Genomic DNA, 26,309 nt, shown 5'->3' on the forward strand with positions numbered 1-26,309 from the left:
TCCCCGAGCACGTCTGGGGGCAGGCCGGGCTAGTCATCACTCTCCCCCGGGACACCGCCGAGACCCCCCCGAAAACTGTCCGGGGCGTTTGTGCGGGGGGGCCCCCCCCCCACGACCGCCGGCTCCTCCTCCTGGTCGACGGCCTCGACGAGGACCGCGGCCCGCAGACGGGGCTGCCCAGCATCGCCTCGCTGCTGCCGCAGCTACCGGTCCCGGGCCTGCGCGTGCTCGCCGCCGGCCGTCGCACGCCGTTGCCCGACGACGTTCCCGCCGGGCACCCGTTGCGCTCCTGCTCGGTCGACGTACTGAAGCCGTCCTCCGTGGCCCGGGACGTCTCCAGGCAGGCCTTCAACGAGCTGTATGCCGTACTGACGGCGAACCCGGACAACCAGGACGTCATCGGCCTGATCGCGGCCAACCCGGCGGGGATCACCAGAGCGGACCTGGCCCGGCGGACGGGCCAGCCCCCCTACCGGCTGGAGACGATCCTCAGGGGCGGCCTCGGGCGCCTCCTCACCGGGGACGAGGACGTGGATCCGGCCGAGCCGTACCTCCGTTTCGCGCACGAGGAGTTCCGGACGACAGCGGTGAAGCACCTCGGCCCGCGTCTCATGGCGATGTACGAGCAGGGCCTGGAAAACCGGTCACGCGAGTTCCGCCAGTAGGTCCCCGCCCTCCACCTGCTGGATCCGGGTGATGGCCAGCCGGGAGACGCGGCCCGCCTTGGGGGCGGTGATCGTGGCCTCCATCTTCATCGCCTCGATGGTGGCGATGGTGGCGCCGGCCGCCACCTCGTCGCCCTCGGCGACGGCCAGGGTCACCACACCGGCGAAGGGTGCCGCGACATGTCCGGGGTTGGACCGGTCGGCCTTCTCCGTCACCGGGATGTCGGAGGCGGCCGCGCGGTCGCGGACCTGGATCGGGCGGAGCTGGCCGTTGAGCGTGGACATCACGGTGCGCATGCCGCGCTCGTCGGCCTCGCCGATCGCCTGCAGCTCGATCAGCAGCCGGACGCCGGGCTCCAGGTCGACGGCGTACTCCTTGCCCGGGCGCAGTCCGTAGAAGAAGGCCTTGCTGTCCAGGACGCTGGTGTCGCCGAAGGACTGGCGGTGCGTCTCGAACTCGCGGGTCGGGCCGGGGAACAGCAGCCGGTTGAGGGTGGCCCGGCGGTCCTTGGCCAGCCCCTCGCGGTCCTCGGCGGACAGCTCGGGCGCGGGCTTGGGCGCGGCGCGGCCCTTCAGGGCCTTGGTGCGGAACGGCTCGGGCCAGCCGCCGGGCGGGGTGCCCAGCTCGCCGCGCAGGAAGCCGATCACCGAGTCCGGGATGTCGAACTTGTCGGGGGTGGCCTCGAAGGCGTCCGGGGAGACGCCGGCGCCCACCAGGTGCAGGGCCAGGTCGCCGACCACCTTCGAGGACGGGGTGACCTTGACCAGGCGGCCGAGGATACGGTCGGCGGCGGCGTACATCGCCTCGATGTCCTCGAAGCGGTCGCCGAGGCCGAGGGCGACGGCCTGGGTGCGCAGGTTGGACAGCTGACCGCCGGGGATCTCGTGGTGGTAGACCCGGCCGGTCGGCGAGGCGAGGCCCGCCTCGAACGGGGCGTAGATCTTGCGGACGCCCTCCCAGTAGGGCTCCAGGTCGCCGACCGCCTGGAGGTCCAGGCCGGTGGGGCGGTCGGAGTGGTCGGTGGCGGCGACGAGCGCGGACAGCGACGGCTGGGAGGTCGTACCGGCCATGGAGGCCACCGCGCCGTCGACGGCGTCGGCGCCGGCCTGGATCGCGGCGAGGTAGGTGGCGAGCTGGCCGCCCGCGGTGTCGTGCGTGTGCAGGTGCACGGGCAGGTCGAACTCGCGGCGCAGCGCCGAGACGAGCTTGGCGGCGGCCGGGGCGCGCAGCAGGCCCGCCATGTCCTTGATGGCGAGGACGTGCGCGCCGGCCTCCACGATCTGCTCGGCCAGGCGCAGGTAGTAGTCGAGGGTGTAGAGCCGCTCGTTCGGGTCGTTGAGGTCGGCGGTGTAGCAGAGGGCGACCTCGGCGATGGCGGTGCCGGTCTCCCGTACGGCGTCGATGGCGGGGCGCATCTGGCCGACGTCGTTGAGGGCGTCGAAGATGCGGAAGATGTCGATGCCGGTGGCGGCGGCCTCCTGCACGAAGGAGTCGGTGACCTCGGTCGGGTACGGGGTGTAGCCGACGGTGTTGCGGCCGCGCAGCAGCATCTGGAGGCAGATGTTGGGGACGGCCTCGCGCAGGGCGGCCAGCCGCTCCCAGGGGTCCTCGGCGAGGAAGCGCAGCGCGACGTCGTAGGTGGCGCCGCCCCAGCACTCCAGGGAGAGCAGCTGCGGGAGGGTGCGGGCGACGACGGGGGCGACGGCGAGGAGGTCCTTGGTGCGCACCCGGGTGGCGAGCAGGGACTGGTGGGCGTCGCGGAAGGTGGTGTCGGTGACGCCGATGGTCGGCGACTCGCGCAGGTGCCGGGCGAAGTCCTCGGGGCCGAGGTCCACGAGGAGCTGGCGGGATCCGGCGGGCGGCTCACCGGCGGGCAGCGGCGGCAGCTTGGTCAGCGGGTCGAGCAGGTCGGGCCGTCGGCCGTGCGGCTTGTTGACGGTGACGTCGGCGAGGTAGGTGAGCAGCTTGGTGCCGCGGTCGGCGGAGGAGCGGGCGGTGAGCAGGTGCGGGCGCTGCTCGATGAAGGAGGTGGTGACCCGGCCCGCCTGGAAGTCGGGGTCGTCCAGGACCGCCTGCAGGAACGGGATGTTGGTGGCCACACCGCGGATGCGGAACTCGGCGACCGCGCGCCGGGCCCGGCCGATCGCGGCCTGGAAGTCGCGGCCCCGGCAGGTGAGCTTGACCAGCATCGAGTCGAAGTGCGCGCTGATCTCCGTACCGGCGTGGGTGGTGCCGCCGTCGAGCCGGATGCCGGAGCCGCCCGGGGAGCGGTAGGCGCTGATCCGGCCGGTGTCGGGGCGGAAGCCGTTGGCGGGGTCCTCGGTGGTGATCCGGCACTGGAGGGCGGCGCCGCGCAGGGTGACCGTGTCCTGGGAGAGGCCGAGGTCGGCGAGGGTCTCGCCGGAGGCGATGCGGAGCTGGGCCTGGACCAGGTCGACGTCGGTGACCTCCTCGGTCACGGTGTGCTCGACCTGGATGCGCGGGTTCATCTCGATGAACACGTGGTTGCCGTCGCGGTCGAGGAGGAACTCCACCGTGCCGGCGTTGCGGTAGCCGATCTCGCGGGCGAAGCGGACGGCGTCATTGCAGATCCGGTCGCGCAGCACCGGGTCCAGGTTGGGCGCGGGAGCCAGTTCGATGACCTTCTGGTGGCGGCGCTGGAGCGAGCAGTCGCGCTCGAAGAGGTGGATGACGTTGCCCTCGCCGTCGGCGAGGATCTGCACCTCGATGTGGCGGGGCTCCACGACGGCCTTCTCCAGGAAGACGGTCGGGTCGCCGAACGCGGAGGCGGCCTCGCGGGAGGCGGCCTCGATGGACTCGCGCAGCTGGGCCGGGTCCTCCACGCGGCGCATGCCGCGCCCGCCGCCGCCCGCGACCGCCTTGACGAAGACCGGGAAGCCGATCTCCTCGGCGGCGCGGGCCAGTTCGTCCACGTCGGTGGAGGGCTGGGAGGAGCCGAGGACGGGCACACCGGCCGCGCGGGCGGCGGCGACCGCGCGGGCCTTGTTGCCGGTCAGCTCCAGGGTGGCGGCGCTGGGGCCGACGAAGGTGATGCCCGCCTCCTCGCAGGCGCGGGCCAGTTCCGGGTTCTCGGACAGGAAGCCGTAGCCCGGGTAGACGGCGTCGGCGCCGGCCCGGCGGGCGGCGCCCACGATCTCCTCGACGGAGAGGTAGGCCCGCACCGGGTGCCCCGGCTCCCCGATCTCGTACGCCTCGTCGGCCTTCAGCCGGTGCAGCGAGTTGCGGTCCTCGTGCGGGAACACGGCGACGGTGCGCGCCCCGAGTTCGTAGCCCGCCCGGAACGCGCGGATCGCGATCTCTCCACGGTTGGCGACCAGCACCTTGCGGAACATCCTGGATTCCCTTCAGCTGCCTGCCGGCGACGAACACCCTGGTGTCAGCCACGCCCTGCCGTACTCGCGGCCACCTTAGGGGGTGCCCGCACGGGGCGAGGTGCGAAAACCATCACATCGACGGGGTGGGCGGCGCCACAGGGGCGCGCCGGGCCGGCCCGGTCAGAAGCGGCAGCGCAGCCCGTCGGGGAAGGCCGGCGGGGGTGCGGCGAGGGCCGCGCGGATCGATTCCTCCAGGACGGAACGGGACGCGTGGTCGCCGCCGTGGAGGCGCAGGGGTGCGGTGAGGCCGGCCTCGGTGTTGCTGATGAAGCGGGGCGGTCCGGTGTGTTTGTGGCCGCGGGTGTGGAAGAGGAAGGGGTGGGCGAGGACGACGTCCCCCGCGCTGCCGGTGATCTCGGTGATGTTTCCCAGGGGTTCGGCCAGGACGAGGTCGAACAGCTCGCGGTGGCCGAGCCCTTCGGGATGGCGGGCGAGGACGTGGGCGGTACGGCGGTGGCTGCCCGCGGCGACCAGGGTGCCGCCGCCGGTGGGTGCGATGTCGGAGAACAGGCCGATCAGGAGCAGGCCCTGGTGGGGTGCGTCCAGGGTGTGCCGGAACCAGTTGCCGTCGACGTGCCAGCCCTCCACGGGCACGGCCCCGGCCGGCCGGTCGGCGCCGTGGGCGAAGTTCACCGGCCAGAAGCCCCAGTTCCGCTCGCCGCGCCAGCGCCCCGGGCCGACCAGTTCCTCCACCGCCCGCGCGAGCACGTCGGGGAAGCAGGCGCGGACCTCGGGGAGGTCGAGCCGCTCCTCGATGTCGTACGCGGCGGGCCAGGTGCGCGGGTCGGCGCGGTCGATGCCGGCCTTGTCCCGCATGCGCCGCCACACGGCGTCCCGGACCGGGGCTGCGCGGCGCTCGTCGAACGCGCCGCGCAGCACGCAGTAGCCCCGCTCGGTGAAGTCGTCCAGGTCGGCGGCGGTGAGCACGGTCATGGCGTCACCAGTAGAGCTGCCAGTGGTCGGCGCACCAGACGCCGTGGCCCTGGAGGGTGAGGCGTTCGTCGCCGGCGCGCACGCTGCCGCTGGGGGCGACCTGGTGCAGGACGTGCCCGGAGTGGACGTAGAGCCTGCCCGGTGTGTAGGGGACGTACCGCTTGGTGTGGAAGCGTTGCAGGTCGGCCGCGCTCTCCACCCAGCCGCGGGCCAGCGCGCGGCGGAAGTCCTGGTACGTCGCCTCCCACAGGTTCAGTCCGCCGCCGGCCGCGGGCACCCTCAGGGGCAGGGTGAAGGAGAGCAGGCGGTCGGTGTCGGTGCCCGGCGGCCAGTCGAAGGCCTGGTACTGCAGGTCGAAGTGGACGGGTGCCTGGGGGCGGGTGAAGATGGCGGCCTCCAGCCAGATGTGGAAACCGGGCAGCGCCAGGTGGTCCGGGTAGCGGACGGGTGCGTCCAGGTGCTCGGTGAGGGTCTTGCCGATCAGGTCGTACAGGTCCTGGAAGTGCTCCAGGAGCAGGGGGCGGGCGGCCACGCCGTGGCGCTGGTAGTGGCCGCTCTCCGGCCGCTCGGCGACGTCCAGGTAGCTCGGGGTGCCGAGGGTGAGGAAGGCGGGCGGGTCGCCGCCGCGGGCGATCCAGTGCTCGCGCAGGGCGTGGACGCGCGCGCGTACGTCGTCGGTGTCGTCGGCGGTGAGCAGCGGCAGGTCGGTGATCATGCCGGGTCTCCCGTCAGCAGGTCCGTCAGCGAGGCGGTGATGGCGCCGTCGGCCCGGCGGTCGTACCAGTCGTAACCGGGCATCGGGTTGGCCTCCAGGCACCAGTACGTGCCGTCCGCGTCGCGTTTGAAGTCCCAGCCGGCGAAGGCGAGCCCGAGGTCCCGGGTGCGGGCGGTGAGCTGGGCGGCGAGGGCCGCGGGCAGCTCGTGGGGCCGGAAGGCGACGTCCTGCGGGGGCGCCGTGCGGTAGTCGACCGCGCCGGACACGGCCTCCTCGGCGTGCACGGCGTCACCGCAGACGTGCACGCGCACGTCGCTGCCGGCGATGTACCGCTGGAGGTGCACGGGGCCCTGGTGCGGTACGAAGGTGTCGAACTCCTCGGGGCCGACGAGTCTGCTGTCGGCCCGCACGCCGGACAGCGCCTTGACGATGGCGGGTCCGGCGGCGGCGAACGCGCGCAGCCGGCCGGGGTCGGAGCTGGTCAGGCTCTCGGGGACGGTGAAGCCGCAGCGGGCCAGGGTGACTTCGTGCAGCGGCTTGGAGCCGTTGTCGCCGGCCGTGCCGGGGCGGTTGACGACGGGGCCCGGCACGGTGTCGAGCCAGGCGGTGAGCGCGGCCATGAGACCGTGCCACCGGACGCGGAGCCGGAGGTCGTCCTCCAGGGCGGACAGGTCGGCGAGCCGGCAGTAGTAGCCGTCGCCGGGGCGGAGGTCGTGGCGCTGGTCGCGGGCGAGCAGCCAGCTGTCGCCGTCGTCGGGCAGGGCGAGGCGCCAGGCGCCGTCGGCCGCCAGCTCGCCGAGGTCGACGAGCGTGACGTCCGCGGTGGCCCGTGCGGTGAAGTGGGCGAGGGTGCCGTCCGCGGCGAGTCCGAGGGCGTAGATCACGGGAACAGCACCTCCATCAGCCGGGGGCCGAGGCCGAGCCAGACCATGCGCAGTTGCTCCAGAGCGGGGAACGGCTCGACGTGCACCAGGCGTGCCGTGGCGGTGCCGTCGGTGACCCGCCAGACCAGGGCGGCCAGGTCCAGGCCGAGGGCGTCGGCGGCGGCCACGCTGCGGGACTCCAGGCCGAGGTGGTCGAGGTCGGCGGTGGTGCAGCGCCAGCCGCGGTCGCCGAGGACGACGACCGTCTCGGTCGCGGGGTCGGTGTCCGTCCAGCGCGCGCGGTAGGGGCCGGTGCCGGGTGGCCGTTCGGGCCAGCGGCGGGCGCGTGCGGTGCCGAGGTCCTCGACCCAGAAGGCCTCGCCCTCCGCGGTGCCCGGCCGGGGGTAGCCGCAGGAGAAGAGTTCGCCGTTGCCGTGTTCGCCGGCGCGCCGGGCGGTCACCGCGGCGGAGCGGGCGGTGCGGCCCGCCACGAGGGTGCCGGCCGGGCGGTTGACGACGGGGGCGGGGGTGAGCGCGGCCACCGCCCACAACTGGGCGAAGCACTCGCCGAGGTGGAACTCCGCGTCCCAGTCGGTACGGCGGTCGGGCGGGGCGGGCAGCAGGAGGACCAGCGGGACCACCGGGTCGACGGTGGCCGTGCCCGCGCGGGCGGTGACGGTGAACAGCTGGGCCGCGTCGAAGACGTCGAGGACGGCGACGGAGCGGCCCTGCTCGGTGACGTAGGCGGCGAGTTCCAGGGCGGTGGGGTCCTCGGGGTCGGCGACCACGACCAGGTCGGCGGGGGCCTCGGCCGGCGCCTCGGGTGCCCGCGCGCGGTCAGATGACAAGGCCGCGCTCCCGGAGGAACCGGCTCGCCCGGGAGGCGCGCAGGACGGCCAGGACGTCGCCGGCTCCGGCGGCGGGCCCGTCCGCCATGGTCTGCGTCCGCTCCGCGGGGCGGGCGGCGGGCGCTGCGGCGGACTGCACGGGTGTCCAGGCGCCGTCGGTGACGTCCTTGGAGTCCTTGAAGTCCTTCCCGTCCTTGGTGTCCTTGCGGTCCTTGCCGTCCTTGCCGTCTTTCAGGTCCTTCAGGTCCTTGTGGTCCTTGAAGTCCTTGCGGTCCTTGTAGTCCTTGAACTCCTTGCCGTCCTTGAAGTCCTTGAAGCTCTTGGCGGCCGGTCCCGGTGTGCCGTCCTCCGCCGTGGGTGCGGGGTCCGTCACGGGCGCGGGTGCCGTCGCGGGCGCGGGCCGGCGCAGGGCCGCGAACAGGTCCCGGCGGTGGGCCGCCCTGAGGAAGGGCATCACCCTCGCCTCGTCGATCGTCCAGGTCATCGAACGGGTCCCTCCTCGGTCGGGTCCGGCCGGCTCCGGTGACGCTCGCTCCGGTGGCACTCGCTCCGGTGGCACCGGAGGGCTTCGGCCAGGGCGCGCTGTGCCGCCGCGTGATGGGGGTTGAGATTGCAGACGAGGTGGTCGACGCCGAGGTCGCGGTAGCCGGCGAAGCCGGCGGCAAGGTCGGCGGGGCTGCCGCTGAGGACGGGCCGCAGCGGGTCCGGCGGGTCCGCACGGACGCCGGGTACGACGTTCACCCCGGCGGTGATGCGCAGGGTCGACGGGTCGCGTCCGGCGGCGGCGCAGGCCTCGCGCACGGTGTGCAGCGCGGGGGCGAAGCCGGCCGGGTCCCCGAACCAGCAGCCGTTCCACAGGTCGGCGTGGCGGGCGGTGGCCCGCAGCATGCGGGGGCCAGATCCGCCGATCAGCAGGGGCGGGCCCGCGGGGCGTACTCCGCGCGGCCGGAGTTCACCGCCGTGGACCCAGGAGTGACGGCCGTCGAATTCCGCCTTTCCGGTGCGCAGCAGTGACGCGATGATGTGTACGGCTTCCTCGAAGCGGGCCACCCGGTGATCGAAATCGATGCCGAACGCCTCGAATTCCGGCCGGTGCCAGCCGGCGCCCAGTCCGAGAATGAGCCGCCCATTGCTGATCGAGTCGAGCGTGACCGCCATTTTCGCGAGGACTGCGGGATTCCGGAAAGCGGTGCACAGGACGAGGGTCCCGAGCTGAATACGGGAGGTGGCCTCGGCGAGCGCGCTGAGGGTGGTCCAGCATTCCCAGATGCCTTCGGCGGGCTCGCCGTCCTCACGGAAAAGAAGGTGGTCGAAGCACCACAGGGAGTCGAAACCGGCGGCTTCCGCCTGTCGGGCGAGGGCTCTTATCTCTTCGTACGAGGGCTGCTTTCCGGGGTATTCCGCCAAGGGCAGAGTAATACCGACCTTCACGGCGCGAAGCGTAGCAGCGGGGGTTGCGAGATCGCCATGCCCGGACGGCGGGGTATTTCCCGGGACGGGTTTCTGCTGATTCTTGGGAAAGGTGATTCTGTGGAGCCGGACTAGCGTTCGAGGAAAGGCGCGGTGACGAGGCCGAGGACGATCGCCGTGGCCACCGCGACCAGGTGTTCACGGCCGGCCAGGTTGGGGACGGCGAGGGACTCCCACACCATCGAGCCGCCGGTCAGCGTGAACACCACGGGGGCGCGCCGGATCACCGAGAGGTAGGTGAACAGGCCCACCACGGCGGCGGAGGGCCCGGTGTCGAGCACCTGTCCGGCCTCCGGCGGCAGCCCGAACCCCCACCAGCCGGGACCCAGCGCGACCATCAGACGGGCGACGAGGGTGCCGGCCAGGGTGGTGGCGTAGGCGATGGCCAGGGTCCGGGCCCGGCCCAGGGTGAGTTCGGCGAGGGCGAACGCGAGGAAGAGGCTGGTGATGCCCGCCCACACCGGCAGGTCGAGTGCCGGGACGTACAGCGACACGGGGGTGCGCAGCAGGGCCAGCCACAGCGGCAGGTCGGCCCGGACACCGCCGAGCCGCTTCACCCACAGCTCTCCGGCGGGGTGCTGGGCGATGTCGTGGCAGAAGACGACGCCGAACGCGGCGACGAACGCCAGCAGCAGCCCGGACAGTCCGCGCCGGGCGAGCCGTCGCACCGGGTCGACGACGATGGCGTACCACTCGGCCCGCAGCGTGCGCCCGCTGAACCGGGCGAGCCGCGCGAGCAGCGGGCGGAGCCGCCCGGCGTGCGCTTCAGCGGTCATGGGACACGGCGGCCCGCCGCCCTCGGTTCCCCGGCACCCGCATCGCTCCCCTCGTCCGGCCGGTGACAGTCCAGCGACCGGGGAACACGGGCGTCAAGATCTTTTGAGGGTGGCGAGACCCACGGCGGGATTCGGGCGCCGAGAGGCAACCTTCGCCCCGTTTGATCCGTCCTCCGACACAGGCTTTTCCGGTGCGGCGCTACGGATGTGAGCGTCCAATTACTGGTACGCGCACGGAACCTTTCTGTTTCGATCACGAACTCTCGTATAGTGACCGCCAGTTCACCACCGGTGTCACCTCTCACCGCCCGAGCGTTCCAGCCCGCCCCACCCAGCCCTCTCTGCCGCGAGGACCAGACCGGACCGATGACCGCGCCCACGCATCCCGGCGACCGACCTTCCCTCCGTACGTTCGTCTCCGCCCTCGCCGTGACCGGTGCGCTGTCGGCGCTCGCGGTCTGCGCGGCCGTGGCGGTGGCCCCGGGCTCGGTGCGCACCCCGCTCGCCTGGGGCGCGGGCGCGGCAGCCGTCGTGCTCAGCGCGGCGGTGGCCACGGCCGCGCACGCCCTGCGGGCCGAACGCACCGCCGGGCGCAGGTTGCGGAGCGTCACCCAGGACATCGGACGGCTGCTCCAGCAGCAGGCCCGTACGACCGAGGAGGCGCGCCTGGAGCAGCAGCGGCTCATCGACGAACTCGCCCAGCAGCGAGTGGAGTTGACGGAGTCGTTCGCGGCCGAACGGGCCCGCCTGGAGGAGGAGGGCACGCGGGAGCTGGACCGGCTCCGCCAGGAGAACGCCCGGCTCTCCGGCGAGTTGGAGCGGGCCCGGCGGGAGCGGGCCACCGCGCTCTCCGCGACCGCCAACGCCGCCGCCCGGATGCAGGCCCTCGCCACGGCCACCCTCGCCGACCTGCGGGCGATGGAGGACCGGCACACCGACGAGGACGTGCTGGCCGACCTGCTCCACCTCGACCACCGCACCGCCCAGGCCGGCCGGCTCGCGGACTCCGTCGCCGTACTGACCGGGGCGCGTTCGGGCCGCCGGTGGGCGCGGCCGATCGGGATGGAGTCGATCCTGCGCGGCGCGATGGGCCGGATCGCCGGCTACCGACGGGTCCGGGTGCACTCGGTCAGCGAGGCCGCCGTCACCGGGCACGCCGCCGAGGGCGTGATGCACGCACTCGCCGAACTCCTCGACAACGCCGCGAACTTCTCACCGCCGACCGCAGAAGTCCACGTCTACGTGGAGGAGGTGCCGGCCGGGGTGATCGTGTCCGTGGAGGACAGCGGGCTGGTGATGGGCGAGGTGCAGCTGCGCCGCGCCGAGCGCGCGGTCTCCGGTGACATCACCGGGCTGGGCGGCCTGACCGGCACCCGGCTCGGGCTCGCCGTGGTCGGCCGGCTGGCCCGCAAGCACGGGCTGAAGGTGTCGTTCCGGCCGTCGGCGCGCGGCGGCACCGGCGTGCTGATGCTCATCCCGCAGTCCCTCCTGACCAGTCCCGCCCCGGCCGAGCCCGCCACCGCGGCCCCGCGTGCGGGGACCGGCCCGTCCGCTGCGGCGCCGGCCGGCGTCGACACCGCCGCCACGCCGGCCGGCGTCGACACCGCCGCCGGCCACGAGTCCGCCGCGCCGCCGGAGCCGGGCCCGGCCGGGCTGCCCAGGCGGCGCCGGGGCCGTACGCTCGCCGCGGCCGAACGCGCCCGGTCCGCGCCGGACCCCGCCGCGTCCCGCACCGCACCGGCCGCCGACGAGGCAAGGCCTTCTTCTGACGAGGCCAGGACCCGCGCCGCCCGCTTCAGCAGCTTCCGCCAGGCGGTCCGCCCGTCGGCACCGGCCACGTCCCCGCCGGGCACGGACGACGGCCCCGCGCCCCGCGCCCCGCAGGCCGACCCGGCGCACGCCACGGCGCCGGACGAGCAGGGCACCATACCCGTACGGGACAGCCGTACGGCCGACGCCCCGCACCGGCCCGAGCCGGACGGGCAGGCCGCCCAAGTCCCCTCGGGCACGGCACCGGACCGCTCGTCGGCCGACGACTCCCCCCACAACGCCGACGGCTCCTCCCACGGCGCCGGCGACCCGTCGTACGGCGCTGTCGAGCACAGCTCCCCCGCCCCCTCTCACCCGCACGCGCACCCGGAAGGCGACACCACTTCATGACCGGCCCGACCACCGCCGACGACAAGCTCACCTGGCTCCTGGAGGGGCTGCTGGAGAGGACCCCGGGTGCCCGGCACGCGCTCGTGCTGTCCCGGGACGGGCTGAAGCTGTGCCGTACGCCGGAGCTGACCGTCGACCAGGCCGACCAGCTCGCCGCGATCGCCGCCGGAATCCAGTCGCTCTCGCACGGGGCGTCCGTGGAGTTCGGCGACGGAAGCGGCGGGGTGCGCTCGGCGATGACGGAGTTCTACGGCGGTGTGCTGTTCATCGTGGAGGCGGGCGCCGGCGCCCATCTGGCCGTGATCACCACGGAGGAGGCGGACGCCGGTGTCGTCGGCCACAACATGAGCGAACTGGTGGAGCAGCTCGGCGAGCATCTGACCGCTCTCCCCCGCAGCTCATGAGCCGACCGGGCATGAACCGTCCGGGCCGGGACGACGCCCCGGACCGGCTGTACACCCTCACCCAGGGACGCACCCGGACCGGCCCCGACAGCCCCTTCGACCTGGTCACCCTCGTGGTCGCCGAGTCGGAACCGGTGACCGGCATGCAGTCGGAGCACGTGGCGATCCTGAACCTGACCCGGTCCCCCACCTCGGTGGTGGAGATCGCCGCCGAGCTGCGGCTGCCCGTGGGCATCACCAAGGTGCTGTTGTCCGACCTGCTGGCGGCGGGCCGTGTCAGCGCCCGCCATCCGCACCGGCCGGCCATTACCGATCCCGACATCCTGGAGCAGGTGCTCGTTGGACTCCGCAACCTCTGAGGCGCGCGCCCCGTTGGGCGCCTCCGCCGACCAAGGTTTCAAGATCGTGGTCGTGGGCGGCTTCGGCGTCGGCAAGACCACGCTGGTCCGCTCGGTCAGCGAGATCCGTCCCCTCAACACCGAGGAGACGATGACGCAGGCCGGTGCCAGGGTGGACGACATCCGCCAGGTGCGGGGCAAGTCGGCCACCACGGTCGCCTTCGACTTCGGCCGGATCACCCTGGACGCCCGCAAGGTGCTGTACCTGTTCGGGGCACCGGGCCAGGAGCGGTTCTGGTTCCTGTGGGACCGGCTGTTCTCCGGCACGCTCGGCGCGGTCGTGCTGGTGGACACCCGGCGCATCGACGACTCCTGGTACGCCATCGACCGGCTGGAGCACCACGGCACGCCGTTCATCGTGGCCTGCAACGACTTCGGCGGCCCGGTCCGCGCCGGCGCGGAGGTCCGCGAGGCCCTGGACCTGGATCCGCGGGTGCCGCTGGTCGACTGCGACGCCCGTTCCCGGGAGTCGGGCAAGCAGGTGCTGATCACGCTGGTGCAGCACGTGAAGAACCGGTACGCCGACCCGTCCGCGCGGGCGGGCCTGCCCCGACAGGAGTTCGTGTGACCACCCCCGACGCCGTCCCGCTCAGCGGACCCCGGTTCCAGACCGAACCCGCCCGGCTGTACCGGGAGATGCGGCGCGACCACGGCGCCGTCGTCCCGGTGCTGCTCGACGGTGACGTCCCCGCCTGGCTGGTGCTGGGCTACCGCGAGCTGCACCAGGTCACCGGCGACCCGGTGCTGTTCAGCCGGGACTCGGACCTGTGGAACCAGTGGGAGAACATCCCCGCGGACTGGCCGCTGCTGCCGATGATCGGCCACAAGCAGCCGTCGATCCTCTACACGGTCGGCGAACGCCACCGGCAGCGCGCCGCCATGATCAGCAACGCGCTGGAGGAGGTGGACCCGTTCGAACTGCGCGGGCACGCCGAGCGGTTCGCGGACGAGCTGATCGACGCGCTGTGCGCCGCGGGCGAGGCGGATCTGATCGCGCAGTACGCGATGCTGCTGCCGGTGCGGGTCCTGGCCCGGCTGTACGGCTTCCCGGACGAGGACGGTCCCGGGCTGGTCACCGCCCTGAACGACATGATCGACGGGCGGGAGCGGGCGCTGGCCGGGCAGGCCCATCTGGCCGCGTCCATGGGCCAGTTGCTGGCCGACCGGAGGAAGGAGCCCGCGGACGACGTGGTCTCCCGGATGCTCGCCGACGACAGCGGGTTCACCGACGAGGAGATCGCGCAGGACCTGATGGTGATGATGGCGGCCGGACACCAGCCGACCGCCGACTGGATCGGCAACTCCCTGCGGCTGATGCTGACCGACGACCGGTTCGCCGCCTCCCTGTTCGGCGGGCGCAACAGCGTCGCCGAGGCGATGAACGAGGTGCTGTGGGAGGACACCCCGACGCAGAACGTGGCCGGCCGCTGGGCCGCCCGCGACACCCGTCTCGGCGGCCGGGCCGTCAAGGCCGGCGACCTGCTGCTGCTCGGACTCCAGGGGGCCAACTCCGACCCGCAGGTGCGCACCGACGCCTCCGCGCTGACCGGGGGCAACAACGCGCACTTCTCCTTCGGCCACGGCGAGCACCGCTGCCCGTTCCCCGCGCAGGAGATCGCCGAGGTGATCGCGCGGACCGGCATCGAGGTGGTCCTGGACCGGCTCCCGGACATCGACCTCGCCGTCCCCGCCGAGTCCCTCACCCGCCGGCCCTCGCCCTGGCTGAGGGGACTGACCCGGCTGCCCGTCCGCTTCACCCCCGTACCCGCCCTTTGACGACGCCCCTGTTCCGCCGCCCGCCCGGGACCGCCCCCCGGACCGGCGCCGTGCTCGCCGTACTTCCGACCCCTGCCCTGGGAGGCACGTCACGATGACGACCGGTACCGAAGCACCCCGCATCGCCCTGGACCCCTTCGTCACCGATCTGGACGCCGAGAGCGCGGCGCTGCGCGCGGCCGGCCCGCTCGCCGCCGTCGAGCTGCCCGGCGGGGTCCCGGTGTGGGCCGTCACCCACCACGCCGAGGCCAAGGCGCTGCTCACCGACCCGCGGCTGGTGAAGGACATCGACGTGTGGGGGGCCTGGCAGCGCGGTGAGATACCCGCGGACTGGCCGCTGATCGGGCTGGCCAACCCGGGCCGCTCCATGCTCACGGTGGACGGCGCCGACCACCGCCGGCTGCGCACCCTGGTCGCGCAGGCGCTCACCCCGCGCCGGGTGGAGCGGATGCGGGAGCGGATCGAAAAGCTCACCCAGGACCTGCTGGACGCCCTGCCCACGGACGGCTCCGCCGTCGACCTGAAGGCGGCCTTCGCCTATCCGCTGCCCATGTACGTCATCGCCGACCTCATGGGGATCGAGGAGGCGCTGCTGCCCCGGCTGAAGGTGCTGTTCGAGAAGTTCTTCTCCACGCAGACCCCGCCCCAGGAGGTCGTCGCGACCCTCACGGAGCTGGCGCAGATCATGGCGGAGACGGTGGCGGCCAAGCGGGCCGAGCCCGGCGACGACCTGACCAGCGCGCTGATCCTCGCCTCGGAGGACGGCGACCGGCTCACCGACGAGGAGATCGTCTCCACCCTCCAGCTGATGGTGGCGGCGGGTCACGAGACGACGATCTCGCTGATCGTCAACGCCGTCGTCAACCTCTCCACCCACCCCGAGCAGCGCGCCCTGGTACTGGCCGGGCAGGCCGACTGGGCGGCGGTGATCGAGGAGACCCTGCGCTTCTCCACCCCCACCTCCCACGTCCTGATCCGGTTCGCGACCGAGGACGTGCCGGTCGGCGACAAGGTGATCCCGGCCGGGGACGCGCTGATCGTGTCGTACGGCGCGATCGGCCGCGACGAGAACGCGCACGGCCCGACCGCGGGGCGGTTCGACATCACCCGCGAGACGAAGAACCGCCACATCTCCTTCGGTCACGGCCCCCACGTCTGCCCCGGCGCCGCGCTCTCCCGGCTGGAGGCGGGCATCGCCCTGCCGGCGCTGTACGCCCGCTTCCCCCACCTGGACCTGGCCGTCCCGGCGACCGAACTCCGCAACAAGCCGGTGGTCACCCAGAACGACCTGTTCGAACTCCCGGTCCGGCTGCATCCGTGAGCCCGGGGACACCGCTTCGCCGGGGTCCAGGACCGACACGGATCCGGCCCGAGGCGGCCTCCGCGCTGCTGGTCAGCCCGGCGACCAGCAGGGCCGCGGTGCCGAGCGCGACGCCGACTTCGGCCGTGCGTGCGACTGAGATCATGAACGTTCCCCTCCGCCTTGACTTCGAGAGCACTCCAACTCGTAGCGTCGCCGACGGCGCGCGCAGGTGCCCGTGCCCGGCCTCCCCAGGGGATGCCGGGTGCCGGAATCCGTCGCTAGATGGAGACAGGCCGTGTGCCGTGCCGGAATGACGATCAAGGGTACGAGAAAGGGATTCTCATGCAGAAGCGCAGGCTGCGGGACCTCCAGGTATCGGCCATCGGGCTCGGATGCATGGGCATGTCCGCGTTCTACGGCTCCGCCGACCGGGAGGAGGGCATCGCGACCATCCGGCGCGCCCTCGACCTCGGCATCGACTTCCTCGACACGGCACAGGTCTACGGGCCGCTCACCAACGAGTCGCTGGTCGGCGAGGCGATCAAGGGGCACCGCGACGCGTATGTGATCGCGACGAAGTTCAACTACCGGATGGACGACGCCATACCGGGCGACATGAGCACGGTCGGCCGGCAGGACGGCTCGGCCGAGCACGTGCGCGCCTCGGTGCACGGCTCGCTCCAGCGGCTCGGCACCGACCACATCGACCTGTACTACCAGCACCGGGTCGACCCGAACGTCCCCATCGAGGAGACGGTCGGCGCGCTGGGCGAGCTGGTCGCCGAGGGCAAGGTGCGCTACATCGGGCTGAGCGAGGCGAGCGCGGAGACCATCCGGCGCGCCCACGCCGTCCACCCGGTCACCGCCGTGCAGAGCGAGTACTCGCTGTGGTCACGGGACGTGGAGGCCGAGGTGCTGCCGGCCTGCCGGGAGCTGGGCATCGGCTTCGTGCCGTACTCGCCGCTCGGCCGTGGCTTCCTGGCCGGCCGCTTCAGCTCCCCGGACGAGCTGGACGCGAACGACTGGCGTCGTGAGAACCCCCGCTTCACGGACGCCAACCTGCAGGCCAACCTGCGGCTGGCGGAGAAGGTGAAGGAGATCGCCGCCGAGAAGGAGGTGACCCCGGCCCAGCTGGCCATCGCCTGGGTGCTGGCGCAGGGCGAGGACCTGGTGCCGATCCCGGGCACCAAGCGCCGCACCTACCTGGAGCAGAACGCCGCCGCGACCGGCATCGAGCTGACCGCTCAGGACCTGGCCCGCATCGACGCCGAGCTGCCGCAGGCGGCGGGCGAGCGGTACGACGAGGCGGGGATGCGTACGGTCAACCGCTGACCGGGCGACCCGCTTCCCCACCCCTCTCTGTGAGGAACCCCACGCGGGGGTCAACTCGCTGGTGAAACCAGGAGTTTGAAGAAGGCCGGCCTGGAACGGCGGGCGGGACGGCGTCGACCGCGGTGTCCCGTCTGCCACCATGGTCGGCGCCCTGACCAGGCGGCCCGGCCGTGCAACGCCGCCGGACCGACGGGATCCGCCGGTCTGTTCCGATCGCCTGGTTGTCGAGTACCCCGCCGTGCCCTCTTCCTCTGCCCTGCCCCCGTCCGCGCCCTCCGCCGCCCCGGCCTCACGTTCGCCGTGGCGCTCCCTGCGGTACCGGAGCATGCGCTGGTGGTCGGCCGCCAACTTCGTCTCCAACGCCGGTACGTGGATGCAGCTCACGGTGCAGAACCTGCTCGTGCTGCACATCACGGGATCGGCCGCCGCGACCGGTCTGTCCATGTCCGTCCAGGCGGCGCCCGCGCTGTTCGTGAGTCTCCTCGGCGGCGCGGCCGTGGACCGCTGGCCCCGGAAGCTGACGGTCACCGTGAGCCAGGCCCTGCTCGGCGCGGTCGCCTTCACCACGGCGCTGCTCGTGGCGCTGGACCGGATCGACATGCCGGCCCTGCTGGTGCTGGCCGCCGTGACCGGCGTCATCGCCACCGTCGACGGTCCGGCCTGCGCGCTGCTCGGCAACGATCTCGTACCGGTGGCGGACGTGCCGTCCGCGATCGGCGTGGGCGCGCTGGTGCACAGCGCCGGCCGGCTGGCCGGTACCGCCCTGGCCGGCGTGACCGTCGGCTTCCTCGGCACCGGCGCCGCCTACGCGGCGAACGGGCTGTCCTTCCTCTTCGTGGCCGCGGTGGTGCCGTTCCTGCGGCCGGCGCCCGGCGCCGCCCAGGAGCCGGGACCGCGGGCCGTTCCGGTGCGCGGGGAGATGACCGTACGGGAGGGGCTGTCCTTCTTCGCGCGCCGGCCCCGCCTGGTCGCGCTCGCGGGCATCACCGGGCTCAGCTCCGTCTTCGGCCGGAACTACGGCCTGACGCTCGCCGTCCTCGTCACCGGACCGCTGGCCGGGGGCGCCGGGGCGTTCGGCACGGTCTCCACCGTGCTCGCCGTCGGCGGCATCCTCGGCGCGGTCCTCGGTGCCCGGCTGCGCAGGCCGTCCGTGCGGACCGTGGGTCTGCTCGCGGCGGCGGGCGCGCTGCTCCAGGTGGTGGCGGGTCTGTCGCCGTCGCTGGCCGTGCTGCTGGTCCTGGTCCTGCCGATGGCGGTCGTGGAGTCCGTCTCCGACACCGCCGGTACGGCCGTGCTGCAGACCGACCCGCCCCCGCATCTGCGGGGCCGGGTGCTCGGGGTGTGGAGCAGCATCGGCACGGTGTGGGGCCTCGGCGGGCCCCCGCTGCTGGGTCTGCTGATGGAGTGGGCCGGCGCGCGCGGCGCCCTGGTGGCCGGCGGGCTGCTCATCGCCGGGTCGGTCGGCGCGGGGCTGCTGGTACGCCGCCGCGGCGGACCGGTGCCACTGACGCTGCGCACGAAGGACGGCGACGTCTCCGGCCGCGAGGCGCTGGAGACGGCGGCCTGACGGCCGTACGCCCCCGGACGGCGGGCTGACGGTCCGGGCCGGGGTCAGCCGTGGCGGCCGGGCAGGTGGTACACGTGGAAGGCCTGCCCGATCACCGGCTGGGCGACATTGCGCACGCGCACGCCCCCGCTGGTCATTCCGTGCTCGGTGCCCGCGTGGGCGTGGCCGTGCACGGCGAGGTCGGCGCCGCCGGTGTCGATGGCCTCGGCGAGCAGATAGCTGCCGAGGAACGGATAGATCTCCAACGGCTCCCCGGCCAGGGTGTCCGGTACCGGCGAGAAGTGGGTCAGCGCGATCCGTACGTCGCAGTCCCGCTCGTCCAGGTTCTTCAGGGCGCTGTGCAGCCCGTCGGCGCACCGGCGGGTGTAGCGGACGAACTCCTTCATCAGCGGTTCACCGAACTCCCCGGCGCAGCGGCCGACGAAGCCGCCGCCGAAGCCCTTGGTCCCCGCGACCCCGATCCGCGCGCCGTCGGCGCTGACGACCGCGGCCTGCCCTTCGAGGACGTGCGCGCCCGCGTCCCGGAGGATCGCCGTGACCTCCTCGGGACGCTCGTCGTGGTGGTCGTGGTTGCCGAGTACGGCGACGACGGGCACCCCGAGATCCTTGATCTCCCGGGCGACGATCGCGGCCTCCTCCGGTGTGCCGTGCCGGGTGAGGTCGCCGGCGAGCAGCAGGACGTCGGCGCACCCGGGCAGGGTCTCGAAGGAGGGCCGCAGGGTGCCCTGGCTCTCGGGGCCCATGTGGATGTCGCCCACGGCCGCGACGCGGATCATGTCAGGTCCTCTCCGTGGTCGGGCGAGGACGTCCCGGCGATGAGCAGGTCGCTGTGGACCGGGTGCCCCGCCAGTTCCTCGCGGGCCATGCGCAGGATGTCGTCCCGGCACTGGGTGGACGGCACGGTGCCGGTGAGCAGGACGGCGTCGCCGCGCAGTTCGAGCCGTACGCCGAGTTCCGCGAGGTCTCCGGCGGCCAGGTGCTCGGCGAGGTGGGCGACGCGGTAGTCCAGGTTCCCCGCCGCCGGCGGGGGCGGCGGGCTCGTGTCGGTCATGGCTGCCCCTCCTGGGCGTCGATCACGTTCAGCCGTTCGAGGAGGAAGAGGAAGGCGGCGGGCATCGGCTGGTCGCCGCAGGCCGTGCGGACCGCGTCCCAGTCGACCTTCTCGCGGACGGCGCGGGCCACCGGCAGCACCGAACCGAAGTCGCAGTAGTGCTCGGAGAAGGCGCTGATCAAACTGTGGATCAGATCGGTCGGGCAGAGCACGGGCATGAGCACCGAGTCGACCGGCAGGATGTGCGCCCGGTCGAGCATCGCCCGGGTGACGGGCTGGTGTGCCAGCGCGAAGATGATGTCGACGTTCTGCCCGTGGCAGGTGGTCTTCAGCAGCCAGTCCTCGGGCGGGGTCCGCACGCCCAGGCCGGCCTCGCGCAGGGTGGCGGCGACCGCCTCGGCGTCCTCGGGCAGGATGGCGAAGTCGGCGTCGTGCTGGAGGTAGCGGCTGCCGCCGTGGGCGTAGACGGCCACGCTGCCGGCCAGCGCGAAGGGATGACCGGCGCGTTTGAGGAGCGCGCCGATCTGTTTGGCGGCCTCGAGGATCGCCTGGCTGCGGTCGTGCGGCAGCTCCGACGGGTCCGGCGTCAGCTCCGGGTCCGGCCCGTCCGAGGCAAGGCGAAGTTCGGTGACCTCCGGTCGCCGGAGGGGCGCGGTGTCCTCTCCGTTGTGCGTCATGACCTCTCCATTCGGCACCCTGGCACCCCCGGGTGGCCGGGTCGGCCCCCGGGGGAGGTACGGGTACCCTGCGCGACGTCGCCGACACGGCATCGCCGTGCGGGTTCACTCCTGGCGGCGAGTGGCCCGTCGACCGGCCCGGGAGCACGCTGGTAGGCATGGCACCCCGGATCCGGCGCGCGGGGCCGCGGCAGCCGTGGCAGTCGGCGCACGCGCTGCTGGTGCTCCCGGTCGCGCTCATCCTGGTGATCACGGTGGTGGACCTGCGGGCGCCGACCGACATCCACCTCGGACCGGCCCTGGTGATCGCCCCCGCGCTCACCCCCTCCTTCGCCGGCCCCCGGACCACGGCGGGCGTCGGGGCGCTGGCGGTCGCCGCCCAGATCTTCATCGGCATCCACCACGGGGGGATCGGCACGAGCAACCACATCGTGCAGATCATCACCCTCACGGTCCTCGTGGTGCTCACCGTCCTCTACAGCGCCCTGCGCGAGCGCCGGCAGGCCCAGCTGGCCCAGGTCCGCACGGTCGCCGAGGCCGCGCAGCACGTCCTGATGTGGCCGCTGCCCGAGCAGATCGGCCCGCTGCGGATCGCCTCGCTGTACCTGGCCGCGGAGGACGAGGCGCAGATCGGCGGCGACCTGTACGCGGCGACCCTCAGCGACGGCTCCGTACGCCTCCTCATCGGTGACGTCCGCGGCAAGGGGCTGCCCGCCATCGGCGAGGCGGCGCTGCTGCTCGGCTCCTTCCGGGAGAGCGCCCACCGGCACATCCCGCTGGCCGAGCTGGCGAACCGGCTGGACCAGAGCGTGACCCGCTACGCGGCCGACCTGGAGAGCCCGGAGGAGGCGGGCGAGCGGTTCGCCACCGCGCTGCTCGTGGAGATCCCGGACCGCGATCCGGTCACCCGGATGACCAGCTGCGGTCATCCCCCGCCGCTGCTGCTGAGCCCCGGCCACGCCGTCACGGTTCCGAGCCTGCACCCGTCGCCTCCGCTCGGGGTGCACGGCGGGGCCGAGCACACGCTGGACGTCTTCTCCTTCGAACCGGGTGACACGCTGCTGCTCTACACGGACGGCGTCGTGGAGGCCCGGGACGAACACGGCCGCTTCTACCCCCTCGCCGACCGGGCCGCCCGCTGGACCGACGACAGCCCCGAAGCCCTGATGCACCACCTACGCCGCGACCTCCTCACCCACGCCGGCGGCCGCCTCGGCGACGACGCCGCCCTCATCGCCATCCACCGCACCCGCCGCCACCACGGCCGGGAGGAGACGACGCGACACGGGTGACATCGGCCCCGGCGCCGGCGCCGGCGGAGGGGGGAATGGCCGGTGCCGGGGCCGGAAAGCTACGGACGGTGGAAGGCCCGAGGGCCGGGGCTGGGGGCCGAACCCCGGGAGCCGACACCGGGAGCCGACGCCGGGGGCAGCGGACCGTGGATGACCCGGGGCCAAGGCCAGAGAGCGACGGACGGTAGACAGCCTGAGGCCAGGCCACAGAACAGCGGACGGTGGATGACCCGGCGCCAAGGCCAGAGGCCGACGGACGGTACACCGACCGGGGCCAAGGCCAGAACACAGCGGACCGTGGAGGGCCCGCCCCAACGCCAGAGGGCGGCGAGCGACGGACGGGCCGGGACGAGGCCGGAGGGGTGCTGGATGGCCGGGGGCCGGAGCCAGGGAGCTGATGGACGGTGGACGACCGGTGGGCGGGAGCCTGGGCCAACGGACCGCGCTAGGCCGGGAACGGGAACGGCGGACCCCCGGGGCTGGGTCTCCGTCGGTCGGCCGACGCCCGGCAGACCTGAGCGCGGACAGCAGAGGCGGGACCGGCGCACGGCCCCGGGCTGCCGGGCCGCGGTTGGCGCGATGGCCGGGGAGCGGACGCTGCGGGCGGGCCGCGGGCGGCCCGTCGCGCGGCGGGGCGGGCAAGGCGGACGGGCGTCAGGTGGTCCGGGGTGGAGCAGGGCCGGCGTCGGTCTCACGCGGGTGCGTCACGTCGGTGCCCGCGTTCAACTGGGCGTGCGGCAAAGTTCAGGTCGGAGGGTGGCCCGGCCCACCCGCGCGTTGCGAGAATCTGCGGGGCCTCGACAACGGGGCGCCCCTGTGCGTGAGTTGACTGCCGTGCTCGCCGCCGGCCCCGGTGCGCTCGTGCTCGTTCTCATCCGCGCATGTGACCGGCGGCTGGTTCCGTGGCGGCGCCGTCCCGCCCCGCCTCGACCCGGGAGGTTTCCGTTGCCCGTGCGACACCCGACCGTACGCCACCTGCTCGCCGGCCTCGCCCTGCTGCCGGCGCTGCTGTCCCCCGCGGCCGCGCACGCGGTGCCCGGCGGCCCCGCGAAGGCCCGCTTCGACCTCCAGGCGCACCGCGGCGGTCTCGGTCTGACGACCGAGGAATCCCTGGAGGGCTTCGGCAAGGCGCTGCGGCTCGGGGTGTCCACGCTGGAACTGGACACCCAGGTCACCAAGGACCTCAGGGTGGTCGTCAACCACGACCGGCAGATCAGCGGCGTCAAGTGCAGGGACACCGGCCCGGTCACGCCCGGCGACCCGATCTACCCGTACGTCGGCAAGTACGTCAAGGACCTGACGCTCGCCCGGATCAGGACCCTGGACTGCGGCTACCGGCAACTGCCCGGCTTCCCCGAGCAGGAGGTCGTCAAGGGCTTCCGGATGGTGGAGCTGAAGGACGTACTGAACCTGGTCAAGAGCTACCGCGCCCGGGGGGTCAGGCTGAACATCGAGACCAAGGTGGAGGCGGGCGCGCCCGAACAGACCGCGCCGCGCGAGGTGTTCGTCCGCCGGGTGTACGAGGAGATCCACCGCTCGGGCATCGAGCGCCAGGTCACCATCCAGTCCTTCGACTGGGGCGCGCTCAGGGTGATGCACCGGCTGGCGCCGAAGTGGCCGCTGGTGGCGCTGACCAACTACGACTTCCTCCAGGTCGGCAAGCCCGGCGCGTCCCCGTGGCTGGGCGGGATCGACGCGGACGACTACGGCGGGGACTTCGTCCGGGCGGCCGCGACCCTGCCCGGGGTCACCACCCTCTCCCCCAACTACGGCTTCCCGCAGAGCGGCAAGGTCGGCGACCCCGGGTTCCGGTTCTACTCCGACGCGGCGATGGTCGCCGAGGCGCACGCGCGGGGGCTCAAGGTGGTGCCGTGGACCTGTGACGACCCGGCGACCGTCGGGGCTCTGATGGACCTGGGCGTCGACGGGATCATCACCGACTATCCCGACCGGGTACGGCGGATCATGGCGGACCGCGGGATGCCGCTGCCGCGGTCCTACCGCCCGCACGGCCGCGGCTGACCGGTGCGGCGGGCGTGGGCCCCGCCTCGAATGGGGCGGGGCGGGACCCACGTCCGGTGCCCCTGGGTCAGCCGGCCGGCTTGAGGCCGGTGATCTTCAGGGTCTTCAGGTCGGACTGGACGTCGATCCGGCTGACCTGCGCGTGCGGGCCGTCGCCCCAGGTGAGCGTGACCCGGCTGGTGGCGTGGCCCATGCCGGAGCCGGTGTAGGTCACCTTCCACTTCACCGGCACGTTCTGCGCGAACAGGATGCCGTCGGCGTGCTCCTTCTTCTCGTAGGCGGCGACCTGCTTCCGGGCGGCGGCGGAGAGGTAGAAACCGCGCAGCGCCTGGGCGGCGGGCGCGGCGGTGGCGTCGTCGGTGGCCCATACGGCGTCGATGTAGGCGCCGTAGAAGTCGGCCACGTGCTGGGTGACGTTGCGCGGGTCGCCCTGGGCGGACGAGACGGCGGCGGCGCGGGTGGTGTGGCTCGCGGAGGCGCCCGCCAGGGCGGGTGTGACGGCGGCCAGGGTGAGGCCCGCGGTGAGGGCGGCGGCGGTCAGGAGGGTCTTACGGTTGCGGACGGACATGTGCGTGATTCCCCCGGTTTCTTCCCGACCGGACCTATCCGGCCGTTCACGGACTCTAAGACCCCTTTCCCCCGGGGCTGGTTCCGCTCCCGACCCGCCTGTTCCGGTCATAACGCTTGGGGTGGCTGTCGTCGTCCGGCCGGGGCGGGGCCGAGGTCCGGGAGGTGGGTCGGACCCCGGCCCCGGGTCTGTCACGGCTTGCGGGCGACCGCGCCGTACATCGCGATGTCCTCGTCGCGGATGCCCTGCTCGCCGCTGCCGTCGGGGTGCCACTTGTGTACCTGGACGATGCCGGGCTCGACCAGGTCCAGGCCCGCGAAGAACTCGTGGGCCTCGTCCAGGGTGCGCAGCCGCATCGGCATGTTGCGGGCCTCGTACTCGCGGGCGACCCGGCCCACCTCCTCGGGCGCGAACTCGGCGGTGCCGATGGACATCGCCAGGTGGCTGCCGGAGGGCAGCGGCTCCAGCAGCCGGCGTACGACACCGACCGCGTCGTCCGCGTCCAGCATGAAGTGGACGATCGCGATGACGGTGAGCGCGACGGGCCGGTTCAGGTCCAGGGTCTCGCGCAGCTCGGGCGCGTCCAGGATGGCCGCCGGGTCACGGAAGTCGGCCTCGATGTACGCGGTCCGGCCCTCGGGGGCGCTGGTCAGCAGACCCTGGGAGAGGGTGAGCACGATCGGGTCGTTGTCGACGTAGACGACCCGGGACTCGGGGGCCACGGCCTGGGCGATCTCGTGCAGGTTGGGCGAGGTCGGGATGCCGGTGCCGATGTCCAGGAACTGGCGCATGCCCGCCTCCTCGGCGAGCCAGCGCACGGCACGGTTCATGAAGTCGCGGTTGGCGCGCATGTGCACCGGGAGCGCGGGCCACTCCCGGGACATCGCGTCGCCCGCCTCCTTGTCGGCGGGGTAGTAGTCCTTGCCGCCGAGTATGTAGTCGTAGATGCGGGCGGAGTGGGCGTTCTCGGTGTCGATGCGGTCGGCCGGCCATCCGTTGTCGGGCAACGCCGTGTCTCCCATTCGGTCGAGGGGTCGGGGGGCTTCGCGTCGGGCGTGCGGATGCAGGGGCGGGACGGGTTCGGATGCGGCTGCGGATGCGGAGGGGAGTGCGAGTGCGGGTCACCACTCCTTGCGCAGCGTGCCGAGCAGGGTCTCGGTCCTCGTGGCGGGCGCGGCCTGGGCGCTGAGCCGGTCCAGCGCCTCCCGGTAGACGACGACGTCCTCGGCCTTGTCGAGGTAGACGGCCCCGACGAGGCCGCTCAGGTAGGCGATGTCGGGCAGTTCGCGGGCCCGGAACCGGAAGAGGTGGAAGGCTCCGGCCCACAGGGCGGGATGCGGCCCGTTGGCGAACGGCATCAGCTGCACGGTGACGTGGGGCAGTCGGTTGACCTCGACGAGGTGGTCGATCTGCGCGCGCATCACCTCGGGGCCGCCGACCGGCCGGCGCAGCACGGTCTCGTCCATCACCACCCACAGCCGGGGCGGCGCAGGCCGGGCCAGCAGCTCCTGGCGGCGCAGGCGCAGGGCGACGCGGCGTTCGACGGTCTCGGCGGAGGCGTGCGGGCCGGCCGTGGTGAGCAGGGCGCGGGCGTAGTCCTCGGTCTGCAGCAGCCCGTGCACGAACTGGTTCTCGTAGGCGCGGATCTGCAGGGCCGCCTGCTCCAGGCTGAGGTAGGCGGCGAACCAGTCGGGCATGACATCGCGGTACGTGTGCCACCAGCCGCGTTTGTTGGCCTCGCGGACGGACTGCAGGAAGGTGTCGAGCTCCTGCTGGTCGGTGACGCCGTAGACCTGGAGGAGTTTCTCGGCGTCCGCGAGCCGCAGCCGGGCCACCTTGGCGGCCTCCATGCGGCGGATCGTGGAGTGGCTGACCCCGATGGCGGCACCCGCCTCGGCATAGCTGAGGCCGGCCCGGGTACGCAGTTCCTCCAGCTGTCTGCCGAGGATCATGCGCAGCACGGAAGGAGCGCCGCCCCAGTCGGTGTCCGCGGTCACGCCCACCCCCTCCTCAGATTCCGGTTCCGGAGTCACCGTCGCACGCGATCGGTTGCCCAGCCCCCATTCGATCACGTTCTGGCTGATGCAGCATGC

24 protein-coding genes and 1 pseudogene are annotated in these 26,309 nt (G+C 73.3%); 11 read left to right on the forward strand and 14 right to left on the reverse strand.

The window, feature by feature from the left end:
* Window positions 1-665, forward strand: a pseudogene (locus ACZ4U1_RS03360) (hypothetical protein); the annotation flags it as partial.
* Here the strand turns inward: ACZ4U1_RS03360 and ACZ4U1_RS03365 are convergent.
* The 8 genes from ACZ4U1_RS03365 to ACZ4U1_RS03400 all read right to left on the reverse strand — a co-directional run bounded on the left by ACZ4U1_RS03365 (window position 645) and on the right by ACZ4U1_RS03400 (window position 9,666).
* Window positions 645-4,019, reverse strand: a complete 3,375-nt coding sequence (locus tag ACZ4U1_RS03365) for a pyruvate carboxylase (protein WP_467899022.1) — start codon at window positions 4,017-4,019, stop codon at window positions 645-647. The pseudogene ACZ4U1_RS03360 and the gene ACZ4U1_RS03365 sit on opposite strands and share 21 nt — an antisense overlap.
* Before the next feature lie 162 nt (window positions 4,020-4,181).
* Window positions 4,182-4,994, reverse strand: a complete 813-nt coding sequence (locus tag ACZ4U1_RS03370; protein ID WP_467899023.1) for a phytanoyl-CoA dioxygenase family protein — start codon at window positions 4,992-4,994, stop codon at window positions 4,182-4,184.
* A gap of 4 nt (window positions 4,995-4,998) precedes the next feature.
* A complete protein-coding gene (locus ACZ4U1_RS03375) occupies window positions 4,999-5,709 on the reverse strand; it encodes a hypothetical protein (RefSeq protein ID WP_467899026.1) in 711 nt (236 codons plus the stop codon).
* Entirely contained in the window at window positions 5,706-6,593 is an 888-nt protein-coding gene (locus ACZ4U1_RS03380) for an ATP-grasp domain-containing protein (protein ID WP_467899028.1), read from the reverse strand. The genes ACZ4U1_RS03375 and ACZ4U1_RS03380 overlap by 4 nt, the downstream gene beginning before the upstream one ends.
* On the reverse strand, window positions 6,590-7,420 hold the full coding sequence (locus tag ACZ4U1_RS03385) for a hypothetical protein (protein ID WP_467899030.1): 831 nt from the start codon (window positions 7,418-7,420) through the stop codon (window positions 6,590-6,592). The genes ACZ4U1_RS03380 and ACZ4U1_RS03385 overlap by 4 nt, the downstream gene beginning before the upstream one ends.
* Complete coding sequence (locus tag ACZ4U1_RS03390) at window positions 7,410-7,904, reverse strand: hypothetical protein (RefSeq protein WP_467899032.1); 495 nt, start codon at window positions 7,902-7,904, stop codon at window positions 7,410-7,412. Before ACZ4U1_RS03390 ends, ACZ4U1_RS03385 begins: the two co-directional genes overlap by 11 nt.
* A complete protein-coding gene (locus ACZ4U1_RS03395; protein WP_467899034.1) occupies window positions 7,901-8,851 on the reverse strand; it encodes an LLM class flavin-dependent oxidoreductase in 951 nt (316 codons plus the stop codon). The genes ACZ4U1_RS03390 and ACZ4U1_RS03395 overlap by 4 nt, the downstream gene beginning before the upstream one ends.
* A gap of 110 nt (window positions 8,852-8,961) precedes the next feature.
* Window positions 8,962-9,666 carry a hypothetical protein gene (locus ACZ4U1_RS03400; RefSeq protein ID WP_467899036.1) on the reverse strand — a complete coding sequence of 235 codons (705 nt, stop codon included), beginning with the start codon at window positions 9,664-9,666 and terminating at the stop codon, window positions 8,962-8,964.
* A gap of 366 nt (window positions 9,667-10,032) precedes the next feature.
* Between ACZ4U1_RS03400 and ACZ4U1_RS03405 the strand changes: the two genes are divergently transcribed.
* The 8 genes from ACZ4U1_RS03405 to ACZ4U1_RS03440 all read left to right on the forward strand — a co-directional run bounded on the left by ACZ4U1_RS03405 (window position 10,033) and on the right by ACZ4U1_RS03440 (window position 18,606).
* A complete protein-coding gene (locus ACZ4U1_RS03405; protein WP_467899038.1) occupies window positions 10,033-11,826 on the forward strand; it encodes a sensor histidine kinase in 1,794 nt (597 codons plus the stop codon).
* Entirely contained in the window at window positions 11,823-12,230 is a 408-nt protein-coding gene (locus tag ACZ4U1_RS03410) for a roadblock/LC7 domain-containing protein (protein WP_467899039.1), read from the forward strand. The genes ACZ4U1_RS03405 and ACZ4U1_RS03410 overlap by 4 nt, the downstream gene beginning before the upstream one ends.
* A gap of 11 nt (window positions 12,231-12,241) precedes the next feature.
* Entirely contained in the window at window positions 12,242-12,589 is a 348-nt protein-coding gene (locus tag ACZ4U1_RS03415) for a DUF742 domain-containing protein (protein ID WP_467899042.1), read from the forward strand.
* Window positions 12,570-13,196 carry a GTP-binding protein gene (locus tag ACZ4U1_RS03420; protein ID WP_467899044.1) on the forward strand — a complete coding sequence of 209 codons (627 nt, stop codon included), beginning with the start codon at window positions 12,570-12,572 and terminating at the stop codon, window positions 13,194-13,196. The genes ACZ4U1_RS03415 and ACZ4U1_RS03420 overlap by 20 nt, the downstream gene beginning before the upstream one ends.
* Window positions 13,193-14,404: a cytochrome P450 gene (locus tag ACZ4U1_RS03425; RefSeq protein WP_467899046.1), complete on the forward strand. Its 1,212-nt coding sequence runs from the start codon at window positions 13,193-13,195 to the stop codon at window positions 14,402-14,404. Before ACZ4U1_RS03420 ends, ACZ4U1_RS03425 begins: the two co-directional genes overlap by 4 nt.
* Before the next feature lie 94 nt (window positions 14,405-14,498).
* The gene (locus ACZ4U1_RS03430) at window positions 14,499-15,725 is read left to right on the forward strand and encodes a cytochrome P450 family protein (protein WP_467899049.1); all 1,227 of its coding nucleotides are present in this window, start codon (window positions 14,499-14,501) and stop codon (window positions 15,723-15,725) included.
* A gap of 324 nt (window positions 15,726-16,049) precedes the next feature.
* The gene (locus tag ACZ4U1_RS03435) at window positions 16,050-17,039 is read left to right on the forward strand and encodes an aldo/keto reductase (RefSeq protein ID WP_467899051.1); all 990 of its coding nucleotides are present in this window, start codon (window positions 16,050-16,052) and stop codon (window positions 17,037-17,039) included.
* 325 nt (window positions 17,040-17,364) lie between these two features.
* The gene (locus ACZ4U1_RS03440) at window positions 17,365-18,606 is read left to right on the forward strand and encodes an MFS transporter (protein WP_467899053.1); all 1,242 of its coding nucleotides are present in this window, start codon (window positions 17,365-17,367) and stop codon (window positions 18,604-18,606) included.
* Between the two features lie 44 nt (window positions 18,607-18,650).
* Here ACZ4U1_RS03440 and ACZ4U1_RS03445 read toward each other — a convergent pair whose 3' ends face one another.
* Genes ACZ4U1_RS03445 through ACZ4U1_RS03455 form a run of 3 tightly spaced genes read right to left on the reverse strand, consistent with a single transcriptional unit; the run spans window position 18,651 to window position 20,334 of the window.
* The gene (locus ACZ4U1_RS03445; RefSeq protein WP_467899056.1) at window positions 18,651-19,382 is read right to left on the reverse strand and encodes a metallophosphoesterase family protein; all 732 of its coding nucleotides are present in this window, start codon (window positions 19,380-19,382) and stop codon (window positions 18,651-18,653) included.
* Complete coding sequence (locus ACZ4U1_RS03450) at window positions 19,379-19,657, reverse strand: BON domain-containing protein (protein WP_467899058.1); 279 nt, start codon at window positions 19,655-19,657, stop codon at window positions 19,379-19,381. The genes ACZ4U1_RS03445 and ACZ4U1_RS03450 overlap by 4 nt, the downstream gene beginning before the upstream one ends.
* Complete coding sequence (locus ACZ4U1_RS03455) at window positions 19,654-20,334, reverse strand: nucleotidyltransferase family protein (RefSeq protein WP_467899061.1); 681 nt, start codon at window positions 20,332-20,334, stop codon at window positions 19,654-19,656. Before ACZ4U1_RS03455 ends, ACZ4U1_RS03450 begins: the two co-directional genes overlap by 4 nt.
* A 158-nt stretch (window positions 20,335-20,492) precedes the next feature.
* Here ACZ4U1_RS03455 and ACZ4U1_RS03460 point away from each other — a divergent pair, with 158 nt between their 5' ends.
* Entirely contained in the window at window positions 20,493-21,626 is a 1,134-nt protein-coding gene (locus tag ACZ4U1_RS03460; RefSeq protein WP_467899063.1) for a PP2C family protein-serine/threonine phosphatase, read from the forward strand.
* A 951-nt stretch (window positions 21,627-22,577) separates the two neighbouring features.
* Window positions 22,578-23,648, forward strand: coding sequence for a glycerophosphodiester phosphodiesterase family protein (locus tag ACZ4U1_RS03465; RefSeq protein ID WP_467899065.1), 1,071 nt, complete (start codon window positions 22,578-22,580; stop codon window positions 23,646-23,648).
* Window positions 23,649-23,715: 67 nt separating this feature from the next.
* On the opposite strand, the gene ACZ4U1_RS03470 is transcribed toward ACZ4U1_RS03465, so the two are convergent.
* From ACZ4U1_RS03470 to ACZ4U1_RS03480, 3 genes are all read right to left on the reverse strand, one after another.
* The gene (locus ACZ4U1_RS03470; protein ID WP_467899068.1) at window positions 23,716-24,216 is read right to left on the reverse strand and encodes a hypothetical protein; all 501 of its coding nucleotides are present in this window, start codon (window positions 24,214-24,216) and stop codon (window positions 23,716-23,718) included.
* Window positions 24,217-24,407: 191 nt separating this feature from the next.
* Window positions 24,408-25,223 carry an SAM-dependent methyltransferase gene (locus ACZ4U1_RS03475; RefSeq protein WP_467899070.1) on the reverse strand — a complete coding sequence of 272 codons (816 nt, stop codon included), beginning with the start codon at window positions 25,221-25,223 and terminating at the stop codon, window positions 24,408-24,410.
* A 114-nt stretch (window positions 25,224-25,337) separates the two neighbouring features.
* The gene (locus tag ACZ4U1_RS03480) at window positions 25,338-26,213 is read right to left on the reverse strand and encodes a helix-turn-helix domain-containing protein (protein ID WP_467899072.1); all 876 of its coding nucleotides are present in this window, start codon (window positions 26,211-26,213) and stop codon (window positions 25,338-25,340) included.
* Between the last annotated feature and the right edge of the window lie 96 nt (window positions 26,214-26,309).

The organism is Streptomyces sp. NPDC028928, from assembly GCF_055564915.1.

Bases quoted from the DNA above. Each gene is read 5' to 3' on its own strand.
- ACZ4U1_RS03470 (WP_467899068.1), bottom strand. From the start codon at position 24,216: ATGTCCGTCCGCAACCGTAAGACCCTCCTGACCGCCGCCGCCCTCACC.
- ACZ4U1_RS03445 (WP_467899056.1), bottom strand. From the start codon at position 19,382: ATGATCCGCGTCGCGGCCGTGGGCGACATCCACATGGGCCCCGAGAGC.
- ACZ4U1_RS03440 (WP_467899053.1), top strand. From the start codon at position 17,365: ATGCGCTGGTGGTCGGCCGCCAACTTCGTCTCCAACGCCGGTACGTGG.
- ACZ4U1_RS03450 (WP_467899058.1), bottom strand. From the start codon at position 19,657: ATGACCGACACGAGCCCGCCGCCCCCGCCGGCGGCGGGGAACCTGGAC.
- ACZ4U1_RS03375 (WP_467899026.1), bottom strand. From the start codon at position 5,709: ATGATCACCGACCTGCCGCTGCTCACCGCCGACGACACCGACGACGTA.
- ACZ4U1_RS03370 (WP_467899023.1), bottom strand. From the start codon at position 4,994: ATGACCGTGCTCACCGCCGCCGACCTGGACGACTTCACCGAGCGGGGC.
- ACZ4U1_RS03460 (WP_467899063.1), top strand. From the start codon at position 20,493: ATGGCACCCCGGATCCGGCGCGCGGGGCCGCGGCAGCCGTGGCAGTCG.
- ACZ4U1_RS03400 (WP_467899036.1), bottom strand. From the start codon at position 9,666: ATGACCGCTGAAGCGCACGCCGGGCGGCTCCGCCCGCTGCTCGCGCGG.
- ACZ4U1_RS03435 (WP_467899051.1), top strand. From the start codon at position 16,050: ATGCAGAAGCGCAGGCTGCGGGACCTCCAGGTATCGGCCATCGGGCTC.
- ACZ4U1_RS03430 (WP_467899049.1), top strand. From the start codon at position 14,499: ATGACGACCGGTACCGAAGCACCCCGCATCGCCCTGGACCCCTTCGTC.
- ACZ4U1_RS03405 (WP_467899038.1), top strand. From the start codon at position 10,033: ATGACCGCGCCCACGCATCCCGGCGACCGACCTTCCCTCCGTACGTTC.
- ACZ4U1_RS03455 (WP_467899061.1), bottom strand. From the start codon at position 20,334: ATGACGCACAACGGAGAGGACACCGCGCCCCTCCGGCGACCGGAGGTC.
- ACZ4U1_RS03365 (WP_467899022.1), bottom strand. From the start codon at position 4,019: ATGTTCCGCAAGGTGCTGGTCGCCAACCGTGGAGAGATCGCGATCCGC.
- ACZ4U1_RS03390 (WP_467899032.1), bottom strand. From the start codon at position 7,904: ATGACCTGGACGATCGACGAGGCGAGGGTGATGCCCTTCCTCAGGGCG.
- ACZ4U1_RS03415 (WP_467899042.1), top strand. From the start codon at position 12,242: ATGAACCGTCCGGGCCGGGACGACGCCCCGGACCGGCTGTACACCCTC.
- ACZ4U1_RS03410 (WP_467899039.1), top strand. From the start codon at position 11,823: ATGACCGGCCCGACCACCGCCGACGACAAGCTCACCTGGCTCCTGGAG.